Here is a 13436-nt window from a genome sequence, read left to right as displayed (position 1 = left end):
CCCCCGATGCGATCCGCACGGCCGTTGATCACGGCCGCCCGGCACGAAGCAGAAGGTTGAAATCCTTCCTGACCTTCCGCGACGTCTCCTTGAGATGTGCTTCCAGCACACCGAAATCCGGCAAGTCGGTGACCGCCAGAAGCAGATCCGAAAGCCCCGGCGGCACATCGTCCCGCTCGAACTGGCCGGTGAGGCAAAGCCTGATCATCTGGGTCAGCGCCAGATAGAGGCGGTAGGCCTCGCCAAGCTCCTCCCTGACATCGGCGGCTGCGAATTGTGGCGCAAGGCGCGACAATACCTCCGCGGTTGCCGTGACCCTGCGGCCGGACTCGACATTGCCCGTGACGACGGCCACCTGGGCGATGAATTCGAGATCGATCAGGCCGCCGGCAATGAGTTTGATGTCCCAGAGGTCGCGCGGCGGCTTTTCCTTCTCGATCATGGCGCGCATGTCGGACGCTTCCGCTTTCACCTTTGCTGCGTCGCGCAATTGCCCGAGCACCGCCGCAACGTCGGCTTCGACCTCGGCACAGAGCCTGGCATCTCCGGCAATGGCGCGCGCCCGCGACAGCGCCATGTGCTCCCAGGTCCAGGCCTCCTGGCGCTGGTATTTCTTGAAGGCGTCGACGTGGGTGGCCACTGGCCCCTTGTTGCCGGACGGCCGCAGCCGCAGGTCGAGTTCATAGAGCACGCCTTCCGCGGTCGGCGCGGAAACGGCCGAGATGAGGCGCTGCGTCATCCTGGTGTAGTAATGCGAGGGCGCCAGCGGTTTTTCACCGTCGGATTCCTCGGCGTCCGCATCGTGATCGTAGAGCAGGATGAGGTCGACATCCGACCCCGCCGTCAATTCACGGCTGCCGAGCTTACCCATGCCGAGCAGCGAAACCACGCCGCCGGCGATTGTACCATGGCGCGCCTCGAATTCGGCCATAACCGCGCGCAACGCGGCCTCAATGGTGAGGTCGGCCAGGTCAGAAAAGGCGCGGCCTGCGCGGGCCGGATCGATCGAGCCGGCGAGCAGCCGCACGCCGATCAGGAATTTCTGCTCGGAGGCAAAGATGCGCAAACGATCGAGAACGTCCTCATAGGCGCGGTCGCCTTCGAGGAAAGCGGTAAGCCGTGCCGATAGATAGCCACGATCCGGCAATTCGGTGAGAAGAGCGGGATCGAGCAGGCCATCGAACACATGTGGCCGGCGCGTGATGATCGCGGCCAGTCGTGGCGCGGCGCCCATGATCGTCGCCATAAGCTTCAGCAACGCCGGATTGGACTGGAGCAGCGAGAAGAGCTGGATGCCTGCAGGCAGGCCGGCGAGGAACTCGTCGAAACGGATCAACGCCTCATCGGCCCGACGCGTCTGGCCGAAAGCCTTGAGCAGCGCCGGCGTCAGTTCCGTCAGTCGCTCGCGCGCCTCAGCCGACTGGGTGACGCGGTAGCGACCGAAATGCCAGCCACGGATCACGCGGCAGATGTCGCTCGTTCGCTGGAAGCCGAGACCGTGCAACGTCTGCAGCGTATCGGGGTCGTCGACGTCGCCGGTGAAGACCAGATTGCCGATGCCTGCCGAAAGCTCCGGCGCGGTTTCGAACAGCGCCGCGTAGTGACGTTCGACCTGCTGCAGCGAGGCGCGGAAGCCCAGGGAAAAAGCAGCCGCATCGGCAAAGCCCAGCATGCGCGCGATTCGCTCCAGCCCTTCATCATCCTCCGGCAGGGTGTGCGTCTGCTCGTCGGCCACCATCTGGATGGCATGCTCGACCCGGCGCAGGAACCAATATTGCCGGGCCAGTGCGTCGCGTGCCTCGGCGGTGATCCAGCCGCGCGCGGCCAGTTGGCCGAGCATCGGCACGGTCTCGCGGCCTCGCAGTTCCGGGAAGCGGCCGCCGGCGATGAGCTGCTGCGTCTGGACGAAGAACTCGATCTCGCGGATGCCGCCGCGCCCGAGCTTGACGTTGTGGCCCTTGACCGCGATTTCGCCATGCCCCTTGTGGGCGTGGATCTGGCGTTTGATCGAGTGGACGTCGGCGATCGCGGCATAGTCCATGTATTTGCGCCAGATGTAAGGTTGGAGCTCCTTGAGGAAAGCGGTGCCGGCGTCCAGATCGCCGGCCACAGGACGCGCCTTGATCATGGCAGCGCGCTCCCAGTTCTGGCCGCGCGCCTCGTAGTAGCGCAGCGCCGCCTCGACCGGGATCGCCAGCGGGGTCGAACCGGGATCGGGACGCAGCCTGAGGTCGGTGCGGAAGACATAACCATGTTCGGTGCGGTCCTGCAGGATGCGCACCAGACGGCGCGTCAGCCGCGAAAACAGCTCCGTCGCATCGAGCGGATCGACGACGGCCGACGCTTCCGGGTCGAAGAAGACCACGAGGTCGATATCGGAGGAAAAATTGAGCTCATGCGCGCCAAGCTTGCCCATGCCGAGCAGGATCCAGCCCGACCGGTTCGAGGGATTGGCGGGATCCGGCAACTTCAGCTTGCCCTGGCCATGCGCGTCGCGCAGCAGAAAATCGACGGCGGCGCGCGTGCACGCATCGGCAAGGTCGCTCAACCGCCGCACCGTAAGCGAGGTCTCGGCCTCGGCGGCCAGATCGGCCAGCGCGATCAGGAAATGCGCATCGGCCTTCCATTGCCGCAGTTCCATCATCAATCTGGATTCGGAGATCGTCTCGGAGAACGATGCCCGGTCGATCGCCACGATGATCGCCTTCAGCCGGGCCTCGACCGGCTGGTCGAAAAGCCCATCCAATATCTGCGGCCGGCGACGCGCCATGTCACGCAGGAACGGCGACAGGTCGAAGACAGCGGCCAGGAAGTCCTGCGCCTCACCCGTTCCAGCCAGGAATTTCGCCAGCCGTGTCAATCCTTCTTCGCGTGCCAAGGTGGCGATCTCGGCCAGCTCCTGCCGGGCCCGGCTGTCGTCCAGAGGAGCAAGCCTTGCCGCGGGCTTCAACAGCCAGTCCTTCGCCGTCCGCTTTGCAGCCGCCGTCATCAATGATCCTCCCGCGCGGGAAAACTCATGACCACGGATAATCCGGGATTACCAGGCAACAGATCAAGCCGGCCATAGTGGAATGTCATGACCGCCTTTGCGAGGCTGAGGCCAAGCCCGGAACCTGGCTGGGAACGGCTCTTCTCGAGCCGCACGAACCGTTCGGTCGCCCGGGCGCGATCGGCATCGTCCGGAATGCCCTGGCCATTGTCGGCGACGACAAGCCTGATTTCGCCATGCGTGCGTTCGAGCGTCACGCGGACAGTCGGCTTGGAGGTGGAATCGGTCGAGTACTTGATCGCATTGTCGACGATGTTAGACAGCGCCTGGCCGATCAGCTCGCGGTTGCCGTCGACAAGGAATGCGCCATTGACCGCGGCTTCGAGCGAAACGCCAGCCTCTTCCGCCACCGGCTCGTAGAGTTCGACGACATCGCGCACGGCTGCGGCCAGATCGACGCGACTGGTGCTTTCGGAGGAATAACCCGCCTCCAGCCGGGAGATCATCAGGATGGCGTTGAAGGTCTTTATGAGCTGGTCGGACTCGGCGATGGTGCCTTCCAGCGCCTGGCGGTAGTCCGATGTCTTGTGCTTGCCCGAAAGCGTCGCCTCGGCGCGGTTGCGCAGCCGGGTCAGCGGCGTCTTCAGATCATGCGCGATGTTGTCGGAAACCTGTTTCAGCCCCTCGTTGAGCATGGCGATCCTGGCCAGCATGGCGTTGAGGTTCTCGGAAAGCCGGTCGAATTCGTCACCGGCGCCGGTCACCGGCAGCCGGCCCGAAAGATCACCGCCCATGATGCGGCGGCTGGCTTCCGAAACGCCATCGATGCGCTTCAGGGCGGCGCGGCCGACGAAGAACCAGATCAACAGCCCGCCCAGCCCCATCATGCCGAGCGCCAGCATCAGGGAGCGGCGGATGACGGCGCGGAACCGCTCAGGTTCGCCGAGATCGCGGCCGACCAGCATGATCATCTGGTTCGGCAGGCGCAGCACCAGCGCGATCGCATTGTGGCCCTTCTCACCTTCGGATCGGACCGCCGTATCGCCGGCTTGGGGCGTGGTCTGATCGGAAGGTGTGCTGCGCTGCCGGTCGAGCTCGCCTTCGCCGAAACGACGGTAGGAGAACGGCTCGGTCGTCCAGCCTTCGGTTTCGATGACCCCCGGCTCCAGGCTCTGCACGTTGCCGGTCAGGATCTGGCCGTTGGCGTCGGCGATCAAATAGAGATTGGCGCCGGGCTGGCGCGAGCGCTGCTCCACCACGCGCACCAGGACCGGCAGGCCGCCGCGCTGGTAGGCGCGGGCAAGGCCGAGCACCTCGTCGTTGATGGTCTCCTGCGTCTGCGCGGTCAGCATGCGCGCCGAAAGCGAGGTCATGTAGAGGACAAGCAGCACGGCGCAGAGTGCGAAGAGCAGGAGATAGAGCGCCGAAAGCCGCGCAGCCGTCGTCTTCATGATGGCAGGCACGGAAAGGGCCATGCCGCCGCCTAACCGGCCCTAAGCATGTAGCCGGCGCCGCGAATCGTATGCAGGATGGGCTTGTCGAAGCCTTTTTCGATCTTACCGCGCAGTCGCGAGACATGGACGTCGATAACGTTGGTCTGCGGATCGAAATGATAATCCCAGACATTTTCGAGCAGCATGGTGCGCGTCACCACCTGACCGGCATGGCGCATCAGATATTCAAGCAGGCGGAACTCGCGTGGCTGCAGCGTGATCTCGCGTCCGGCGCGCCTGACCGAATGCGAAAGCCGGTCAAGTTCGAGATCGCCGACGCGGTAGACGGTTTCGGCTTCCTTGGCGCTGGCCCGGCGGTTCAGCACCTCGACGCGGGCGAGCAGCTCGGAAAAGGCATAGGGCTTGGTCAGATAATCGTCGCCGCCGGCGCGTAGGCCGGTGACCCGATCGTCGACCTCGCCCAGCGCCGACAGGATCAGCACCGGCGTGGCGTTCCCCCTGGAGCGCAGGCCGGCGATGACCGAAAGGCCGTCCCGGCGCGGCATCATCCGGTCGATGACCATCACGTCGTAGTCGCCGGCATCGGCGAGCGCGAAGCCGGTCTCGCCGTCACCCGCGACATGCGCGGTGTGCCCGGCCTCGGTAAAGGCTTTCTGCAGATAATCCGCAGCCTCGCGATCGTCTTCTATGACGAGAATCTTCATAGGACCGTTATACGCGATTTCGCTGGAAGATTGAGTAGCCGGCATCTGCATTTTAGCCTTCGCCAAAGCGCATCGCGATCAAGATGATCCAGGCCGCGCGCGATAAAGTCTTGGTTCTCTGGTGTTACTGGCCCAGACATGCTGCCGGCATGCCGTTGCCACCAAAGCGCTCCGCTTGTTCACTCAGCCTGAGCGCATGGTCCGCGGGCGGAGTGCGGCAGCGGGCGATGGGAAGCCCGCTGCCGCCGGAGGGGAGCACGATGACTGACTAACGTGCTCGGCTCCATACTTCCCGTGCGGCGGCTCGGGGGTGTTTGAAACCACCGCACTGGAAAAGTCGTTGTCAGCCCTTGGCGACGGGCAGCGCCACGAAGCGGTTGTTGTCGTCGCGGGTAATCTGCATCAGGACGGCCTTGCGCCCGGATTTCACCGCTTCGTCCATGGCCTTGGTGACGTCGTCGGTGCCGTTGACTTCCATCGAATTGACCGCGGTGATGATGTCGCCCGGCTGGATGCCACGGTCGGCGGCATCGCTGTCGGGATCGACATCGGTCACCACCAAACCCTTGCCGTTCTCGGATTTGGTGACGGTCAGACCGAGATCGGCGAGCGTATCGGCCTTGGCCGGAGCCGCAGGCTTATCGTCGGCCGAGGCCTGCTTGTCGCTTGAAGGCAGCTTGCCGAGCTCGACCTTGACGCTCTGGCTCTTGCCGTCGCGCCAGACCGTGACGTCAACCGACTTGCCCGGCGAATAGGCGCCAATCAGGCGGGCGAGTTCCTTCGGCGAAGCAACATCCTTGCCGTCGACCTGGGTGATCACGTCACCGGCGGTGATGCCGCTCTTCTTGCCGGGGCCGTCGTCCTGAGCGCTGGATACCAATGCGCCGTTGTTGGACTTCAGGCCGAGCGATTCGGCGATGTCTGATGTGACCGGCTGGATCTCGACGCCGAGCCAGCCGCGCTGCACGGCACCGCTCTTCATCAGATCCTCGACGACCTGCTTGGCGGTCGAGGCAGGAATGTCGAAGGCGATGCCGACGCTGCCGCCGGAAGGCGAGAAGATAGCGGTGTTGATGCCGACCACCTGACCGCTGAGGTTGAAGGTCGGGCCGCCAGAATTGCCGCGGTTGACCGAGGCGTCGATCTGGATGAAATCATCATAGGGACCGGCGCCGATGTCACGGCCCCGCGCCGAGACAATGCCGGCGGTGACGGTGCCGCCGAGACCGAAGGGGTTGCCGACGGCCACGACCCAATCGCCGACCCGAACCTTGGAGTCGTCGGCGAAGTCGACATAGGTAAATTTGCCGCCACCCTCGACCTTGAGCACCGCGAGGTCGGTGCGCGGGTCGGTACCGACCAGCTTGGCGTCGAGTTCCTTGCCGTCATTGGTCACCACGGTGAAGGCGGTGCCCTCTTCGACGACATGGTTGTTGGTGACGAGATAGCCATCCTCGGAGATGAAGAAGCCCGACCCTTGAGCCACCGGGCGCGGCTCGCCATTACCGCGGTCACGATGCCCGAACCGGCGGTGGCCATCGTCGTTCTGGCCGCCCTGATCGCCAAAGCCGCGGAATTCCTTGAAAAAGCGGCGCAGCTGCGGATTGTTGGGCAAATTGTCGAAACCGTCCTGGTCGTCGGAGCCGTCATCGGCGGTGGGCTGGACCTTGGCCTTGACCTTGACGCTGACAACGGCGGGCGAAACGCGCTCGACGACATCGGCGAAGCTGGGGACCTGCGGCGCCTCGACGCGCACGGCATCGGCCAGAACGGGGCTGGTCCCGCTGGTCAATGCGCCAACGCCGATCGCGCCGGCAACGGCGACGGAAGCGACGGCAGCCAGGAGACGCTTGCGGGTGCGGGAATATGAATTGGGGGCAATATTCATGGGGTCTCGTATCCTCTTTTTCGAAGGGACGCGCCTTGTCGGCATCCTGAGGAAGAGAATTAGAGCGGCGTACATTACGACGCCATTTCCGACGCATGAAACTTTGGTAATGTTGGCGAACGATCGCCGCCTGCGCTCAATCGCGGCGCAGGATCGCCTCCAGTGCCGCCCGCTCGTCGGCGGAGAGGGATTTTGTCGCCAGTGTCCGACGCGATCTCGCGCTGATCACGACGAACAGGCCGCCGGCCAAAAGCAGGATCACCGGCGTGCCCCAAAGCAAAGCGTTGCGCAGGTCGAAGCGCGGCTTCAGCAGCACGAACTCGCCGTAGCGCGAAACCACATAGTCCATCACCTGCTTGTCGGTATCGCCAGCGACCAGGCGCTGGCGCACCAGAACGCGCAGGTCACGGGCAAGGTCGGCATCGGATTCGTCGATCGACTGGTTCTGGCAGACCATGCAGCGCAGCCCTTCCGACAGCGCTCGCGCCCTCGCTTCCAGCGTCGGATCGGCAAGCATCTCGTCGGGCTTCACCGCCAGCGCCGTGCCGGCAAAGGACAGCGCCAGCACCATCACGAGCGACGCGATGGACAACTTCGCCTTCATGGCAGGCCCGCGGGGCTCATGGCGCCGGCCTGCTTGCGGCGGCGCGAGGGTGCGCCGACGCGCAGGCGCCTGTCCATCAGCGACATGGCCGCACCAACCATCATGACCAGACCGCCGCCCCAGATCAGCGTCACCAGCGGTTTCCACCACAGGCGCACCACGACCGATCCGTCATTGCCCTCGTCGCCGAGCGAAATGTAAAGCTGCGAAAGGCCCATCGTCCTGATGCCTGATTCCGTCGTCGTCGTCTGGCGTACCGGATAGAAGCGCTTGGCCGAGCTGATTTCGCCAACCGGACTGCCGCCGACGCCGATCAGTTGGAAGCGACCGCGATCCTCGCTGTAATTCGGTCCCTGCGCCGGATGGAGCCCGACGAAACGCAGAGTGTGGCCGGACAATTCGACGGTTTGCCCGGCATGCATCGACAGGATCTTCTCGGTGCCGAAGCAAAGCGTGCCGACGATGCCAAGCGTGGTCAGGCCAAGACCGAGGTGGGCAAGCGCTGTGCCGAAGACCGAGCGCGGCAGGCCGAGCAGGCGCCTGACCATGACCCTCGCAGCCACATTGCCGAACCCCGCCTTGACAGCGAGGTCGGTGAGAGCGCCGAGGATCAGCCAGACGGCAAGACCCACGCCAAGGGCTGCGAATACCGAAGCGCCGTTGATGAACAGGGCGGTGATCAGCGTTGCCAGAAGCGCCGCCGCGAAAGCTGCCATCAGGCGCTGCGCGACGGCGAAGACGTCGCCGCGCTTCCAGGCCAGCAGCGGCCCGAACGGAACCATGGCCAGCAACGGCACCATGAGCGGTCCGAAGGTGAGGTCGAAGAACGGCGCGCCGACCGAAATCTTGTCGGCCGAAAGGGCCTCGACGGCCAACGGATAGAGCGTACCGACGAGTACGGTGGCGGTGGCCGTGGTCAGGAACAAATTATTCAGCACCAGCGCGCCTTCGCGCGAAACCGGATGAAAGAGGCCGCCGGCCGTCAGCCTCGAGGCACGCAGTGCAAACAGCGTCAATGATCCACCGATGAACAACGTCAGTATGCACAGGATGAAGATGCCGCGCGTCGGATCGGTGGCGAAGGCATGCACCGAGGTCAGGACGCCCGAACGCACCAGGAAGGTGCCGAGCAACGACAGTGAAAAGGTCAGGATGGCGAGCAGCAGCGTCCAGATCTTCAGTGCCGAACGCTTTTCCATGACGATGGCCGAATGGAGCAGCGCGGTGCCCGCCAGCCACGGCATGAAGGAGGCGTTCTCGACCGGATCCCAGAACCAGAAGCCGCCCCAGCCGAGCTCGTAATAAGCCCAGTACGAGCCCATGGCGATGCCGCCGGTCAGGAACATCCAGGCCACCAGGGTCCACGGCCGTACCCATCGCGCCCAGGACGCATCGATGCGTCCGTCGATGAGCGCGGCTACCGAGAACGAGAAACAGATCGAAAAGCCGACATAGCCGAGATAGAGCAGTGGCGGGTGCACTGCGAGGCCGAGATCCTGCAAAATGGGATTGAGATCGCGCCCTTCGATGGGCGCCGGCGAAAGCCTGGCGAAGGGATTGGACGTTGCCAGGATAAACAGGAAGAATGTCGCGCCGATCGCACCCTGCACGGCAAGCACGTTGGCGCGTAGCGTCGCCGGCAGGTTGGAGCCGAAGGCGGCGACCAGCGCACCGAAGAAGGTCAGGATCAACACCCAGAGCAGCATCGAGCCTTCGTGATTGCCCCAGGTTCCAGTGATCTTATAGATCATCGGCTGCAGCGAATGGGAATTTTCCCAGACGCTGGCGACCGAGAAATCGGAGCTCGCATAGGCGCTGACCAGTGCGGCGAAGGACAGCGCCGTCAGGGCAAAGCCGGTGATCGCGACGGGAGCGCCGACCGCCATCAGGCGCTGATTGTTGGTGCGGGCGCCAAACAGCGGCACCACCGTCTGCACCAGCGCCAGCGCGAAGGCCAGGACCAGCGCGAAATGTCCGGTCTCAACCATGATCGCCAACCCGGCTATATCGAGCCTGCCTATTCACTCTTGCTCTCCTGCCAAACGCCCTTGGCCTTCAGCCCATCGGCCACTTCCTTGGGCATGTAGCGCTCGTCGTGCTTGGCCAGAACGCTGTCGGCCACAAAGACGCCATCCGGGCCGAACGTGCCCTCGGTGATGACCCCCTGCTCCTCGCGAAATAGGTCAGGCAGGATGCCTGTATAGGTGACCTTGACCGATTTATGGGTGTCGGTCACCGAGAACGCCACTGTCGCCCCCTGCCCGCGCTGGATCGTGCCTTTTTCCACCAGGCCGCCCAGCCTGATGCGCTGGCCCGGCTGCACCGTCGCCGTGGCCAGATCGGCGGGCATGTAGAAATAGGACGCCTTCTGGCCGAGCGCATAGAATGTCAGGCCGGTGGCGGCGCCGAGGAAGGCCAGGCCGCCCGCGATCACCGACAATCGTTTCTGTTTGCGTGTCATTGTCCGGTCCAGCCCTATTGCGTCGCCGTCAGGCCGAGCGAAGCGGCAAAAGCGGTGAATTTCCTGGCTTCGTCACTGTCGGCTCCAAAGACGGCAATAGCTCGGCTCAGCGCCTCGCGCGCCTGGTCGGCCTTGCCCAGCACGATGTAGGAACGAACGAGCCGCATCCATCCTTCCGGGTCGCGCGGATTCTGCCGCAGCTTCTCGTCGAGCCCGGCGACCATGGTGTTGATCATGGCTTCCCTGTCCTGCGGCGACATCGATGAAGCGGCATCGATATCGCCCGCGGTCGGTCCGTTTGCCGGCTCGCTCGAAGCGATGCCTGCATTGCCGGCGCCGGAACTATCGGACTTGGCCAGCGCCTGCTCGATCGCGCCGCGCCATGGCGAATCCTTCGGCAGCGTGCCCAGCATCGCCTGCCAGGCCGCGGCCGCCTCCTTGCTGCGGCCCTCCTGCGCCAAAGCCATAGCCAGGTAGAAGCCGGCCTTGGCATTGGCCGGGTCAAGTTTCAGGGCCGCCTCGAAGGCCTCCTGGGCATCCGCCGAAACGATGCCGCCGGCCGCGCTGGCGATCGCCTCGCCGAGACCGGCCCGGCGAACAGCGCTGTCGCCGTCGAGGCGAATGGCGTTGCGATAGGCGGCGACCGCGTCGGAAAAGCGCTGCATGCGCAGATAGACCGGCGCCAGCACGTCCCATCCTCTGCCGTCGGACGGATTGGCGGCAAGATGGGCTTCGGCGCGAGCCACAAGTTCGTCGACCGAGCTGTCGGCCGGATTCTTGGCCAGGCGCTCGCTGAGCGGCTGCGAGGGCAGATCGGGCGAGCCTATGTTGATGTAGAGGCCCCAACTGACCAGCGGCACCGCCAGCACGGCCGCGGTGGCGACAAGCCGCGTCGCGACGGATGTACGTCCGACGGATGCGCTGCCGGTCTGGTCCGCATTGTCGAGGCGAAGGATGCGCCGGGCGATCTCGGCGCGCGCCTCATCGGCTTCGGCAGGCTTGATCAGGCCACGGGCGGCGTCGCGGTCGAGTTCGGACAGTTGGTCGCGATAAACTTCCAGATCGTGCTCGCCGCTCGAAGACGCGCTTCTGGCGCCACCGGCCAGCGGCAGCAGCACCGCCAGGCTGGCGCCCAGCGTTAGGATTGCGGCTATGACCCAGAACAGCATGGTTCTTCCAATAACGGCAGAGCCTTGCCCTGCCAACACAAGCATACTGCGACGCTTTGACGGCGGGCGCGCCGCATATCCTTCATCGACATCAACCGGCCGGGTCCGAAATGGACCGGCTAGCCTGTCAGGTGAGCGGCGTCCAACTGCCATCGGCGTTGCGGCAAGCCGTTCCACGCGCCGTGACGCCTGCCCCGCCGGTAAAGACGGTCTGCGTGTACTGGCGGCAGTCCTGTGAGCCGACGCGGTAGGGCTGAGCCGGAACCACTTCGCCATAGCGGGACGCCTGGGTGCCCTTCCACGTCACCTTCTGGCCGCTCGTGGTGTATTCGAGCGCCTTGTATTCAGCCTCCAGCGCGCTGCGCTTCTCGGCTTCGCTAAGGCCGCTGCCGACCGACCCGCCGATGAGGCCGCCGCCCATCGCCGAAATGATCGTCGTGGCGACTTTGCCGCTGCTGGGTGGCGTGGAGGCCGGCGTCGCAGCGATGGTGGGAGCCTTGCCGCCCAAGGTGGTGCAGCCGGAAACGGCCATCAATGCGGAAACAAGTGCGACGCGAATCTTCATGCCAACAACCGGTTTTCTTGAGCTGGAGCCTGTCATGGATGCGCCGGGGGCCGCGTCATCGGAGAAGTCGGCGAGCCTATAATGTTGATATTTGTCGGAAATTTGGCCGTTGGGCCGGCTACGGAGCCAATCGGTGCGCCGCCATAACATGCCCAGTCCGTCAATGTCGATCGGCCGGGGAAAGGCATCACTGAAGGCTCCGCAATCGCACTACCGCCTTCAATCCGCCCATGCCGGACCGTTCGAGCAGCAGTATGCCTCCATACTCGTTGACGAGGTCGGCGACAATGGCCAAGCCGAGACCCGTGCCCGGCTTGGTCTCGTCCAGGCGTCGTCCGCGTTTCAACGCTTCGCGCGCTTTTTCCTCGGGTATGCCCGGCCCGTTGTCTTCGATGGCGATCTCGAACATGTTGTCGTCCTTGTCGCCCACGGGAACGACGGAAACCGAAACCGCGCTCTTCGCCCATTTCATCGCGTTTTCGAGCAGATTGCCGAGCAACTCCTCGAGGTCCTCGCGCTCGCCGGCAAAGACGATCTCGATCGGCGGCAGCGACAACGACAGGTTGGTCTGCGGATTGAGCTTCTGCAAGACCCTGACCATGCGCTGCACCAACGGCGCTATCGGCGTGCGGTAGACGACGCTGTCGCGCTGCGCCGCGACGCGGGCGCGCTGGAGATAGTGATCGACCTGCTTCTGCATGGAAGCGGCCTGTTCGGCGATCAGTTGCCCCTTGGCGCCACCAAGCGCCCGCCCCTCGTTGAGCAGCACCGCCAGCGGCGTCTTCAGGGAATGGGCGAGATTGCCGACCTGAGTCCGCGAGCGCTCGACGATACGCCGGTTGTTCTCGATCAAGGCATTGGTTTCGTTGGCAAGCGGTTCAATCTCGGCTGGAAACTGGCCGTCAAGTCTTTGCGCGGTGCCTTCGCGCACCATGGCGAGCGCGTCCCTGACCCTTCGCAGCGGTTGCAGGCCGAGCAGGATGGCGATGGCGTTGATGGCGATCATGCCGACGCCGAACAGGGAAAGGTAGGTCAGGAGGCGGCGCTGGAAGGTGGCGATCTCCTGTTCCAGTTCGGTCTTGTTGCCCATGACGCGAAAGCGGGCGGCGCGGTTCTTGGCATCGAGAACGAATTCGCTCTCGAACACGACCAACTCCTCGCCATCGATGCCTTGCGCCGCGTAGCTGCGCTGGAAATTGGCGTTGAAGGGAACGTCCGCCACATCGGGCGACGGGATCGTCCTGGTCATCGACGATGAGTGGAGATTGCCGTGCACGCCTTCCGAAGCGGGTTCGACGGACCAGTACCAGCCCGAATTCGGTTCCGAGAAGCGGAGGTCGCCGAGATCCGGAGCGCCGGTGAGCGCGCCGGTATCGGAAATGCCGATGGAGCCGATCAGGTTGAACAGATGCGCAGAAAGTAGGCTGTCGAAACCGCGCTCGCTGGCCTGGCGGTACAGCGTGGTAATGAGGGTGAAAATGACGATGAGGGTCAGGATCGCCCAGACCGTGGAAAAGGCGATGACGCGGAACGTCAGCGAGCGCGGCCACAAGCGCAGCGAGAGCCGCTTGCTCACGGTTGGGTTGGTAGGGAGCGGTTCCG

General features: G+C 64.4%; 10 protein-coding genes. All 10 read right to left on the bottom strand.

Annotated elements, in window-relative coordinates:
- Positions 1–28 precede the first annotated feature (28 nt).
- The 10 genes from FJ426_RS05975 to FJ426_RS05930 all read right to left on the bottom strand — a co-directional run bounded on the left by FJ426_RS05975 (position 29) and on the right by FJ426_RS05930 (position 13410).
- Positions 29–2989: a bifunctional [glutamine synthetase] adenylyltransferase/[glutamine synthetase]-adenylyl-L-tyrosine phosphorylase gene (locus FJ426_RS05975; protein ID WP_140559440.1), complete on the bottom strand. Its 2961-nt coding sequence runs from the start codon at positions 2987–2989 to the stop codon at positions 29–31.
- Complete coding sequence (locus FJ426_RS05970) at positions 2989–4464, bottom strand: ATP-binding protein (protein WP_140559439.1); 1476 nt, start codon at positions 4462–4464, stop codon at positions 2989–2991. Before FJ426_RS05970 ends, FJ426_RS05975 begins: the two co-directional genes overlap by 1 nt.
- Positions 4465–4472: 8 nt before the next feature.
- On the bottom strand, positions 4473–5147 hold the full coding sequence (locus FJ426_RS05965; RefSeq protein ID WP_181165141.1) for a response regulator transcription factor: 675 nt from the start codon (positions 5145–5147) through the stop codon (positions 4473–4475).
- 343 nt (positions 5148–5490) lie between these two features.
- Positions 5491–7035 (bottom strand): Do family serine endopeptidase, encoded by a 1545-nt coding sequence (locus tag FJ426_RS05960; RefSeq protein WP_140494686.1) that lies wholly within the window; start codon positions 7033–7035, stop codon positions 5491–5493.
- Positions 7036–7171: 136 nt separating this feature from the next.
- Entirely contained in the window at positions 7172–7639 is a 468-nt protein-coding gene (locus tag FJ426_RS05955) for a cytochrome c-type biogenesis protein (protein WP_140517973.1), read from the bottom strand.
- On the bottom strand, positions 7636–9627 hold the full coding sequence (locus FJ426_RS05950; RefSeq protein ID WP_140559438.1) for a heme lyase CcmF/NrfE family subunit: 1992 nt from the start codon (positions 9625–9627) through the stop codon (positions 7636–7638). Before FJ426_RS05950 ends, FJ426_RS05955 begins: the two co-directional genes overlap by 4 nt.
- A gap of 29 nt (positions 9628–9656) precedes the next feature.
- On the bottom strand, positions 9657–10100 hold the full coding sequence (ccmE, locus tag FJ426_RS05945) for a cytochrome c maturation protein CcmE (protein WP_140494692.1): 444 nt from the start codon (positions 10098–10100) through the stop codon (positions 9657–9659).
- A gap of 14 nt (positions 10101–10114) precedes the next feature.
- Entirely contained in the window at positions 10115–11269 is a 1155-nt protein-coding gene (gene ccmI / locus FJ426_RS05940) for a c-type cytochrome biogenesis protein CcmI (RefSeq protein WP_140555843.1), read from the bottom strand.
- 127 nt (positions 11270–11396) lie between these two features.
- Positions 11397–11834 carry a hypothetical protein gene (locus FJ426_RS05935; protein WP_140520719.1) on the bottom strand — a complete coding sequence of 146 codons (438 nt, stop codon included), beginning with the start codon at positions 11832–11834 and terminating at the stop codon, positions 11397–11399.
- Between the two features lie 187 nt (positions 11835–12021).
- On the bottom strand, positions 12022–13410 hold the full coding sequence (locus FJ426_RS05930; protein WP_281405479.1) for an ATP-binding protein: 1389 nt from the start codon (positions 13408–13410) through the stop codon (positions 12022–12024).
- Positions 13411–13436 lie beyond the last annotated feature (26 nt).

The sequence above is a fragment of the Mesorhizobium sp. B2-6-4 genome (genome assembly GCF_006441495.1).
Lineage (GTDB): Bacteria > Pseudomonadota > Alphaproteobacteria > Rhizobiales > Rhizobiaceae > Mesorhizobium.
The sequence above is the reverse complement of the archived record's forward strand: the minus strand, read 5'-3'. Positions and strand labels throughout refer to the sequence as shown.

Excerpts from the sequence above, each read along its gene's own strand:
- FJ426_RS05975 (WP_140559440.1), bottom strand. The coding sequence starts at position 2,989 with ATGACGGCGGCTGCAAAGCGGACGGCGAAGGACTGGCTGTTGAAGCCC.
- FJ426_RS05970 (WP_140559439.1), bottom strand. The coding sequence starts at position 4,464 with ATGGCCCTTTCCGTGCCTGCCATCATGAAGACGACGGCTGCGCGGCTT.
- FJ426_RS05965 (WP_181165141.1), bottom strand. The coding sequence starts at position 5,147 with ATGAAGATTCTCGTCATAGAAGACGATCGCGAGGCTGCGGATTATCTG.
- FJ426_RS05960 (WP_140494686.1), bottom strand. The coding sequence starts at position 7,035 with ATGAATATTGCCCCCAATTCATATTCCCGCACCCGCAAGCGTCTCCTG.
- FJ426_RS05955 (WP_140517973.1), bottom strand. The coding sequence starts at position 7,639 with ATGAAGGCGAAGTTGTCCATCGCGTCGCTCGTGATGGTGCTGGCGCTG.
- FJ426_RS05950 (WP_140559438.1), bottom strand. The coding sequence starts at position 9,627 with ATGGTTGAGACCGGACATTTCGCGCTGGTCCTGGCCTTCGCGCTGGCG.
- ccmE (WP_140494692.1), bottom strand. The coding sequence starts at position 10,100 with ATGACACGCAAACAGAAACGATTGTCGGTGATCGCGGGCGGCCTGGCC.
- ccmI (WP_140555843.1), bottom strand. The coding sequence starts at position 11,269 with ATGCTGTTCTGGGTCATAGCCGCAATCCTAACGCTGGGCGCCAGCCTG.
- FJ426_RS05935 (WP_140520719.1), bottom strand. The coding sequence starts at position 11,834 with ATGAAGATTCGCGTCGCACTTGTTTCCGCATTGATGGCCGTTTCCGGC.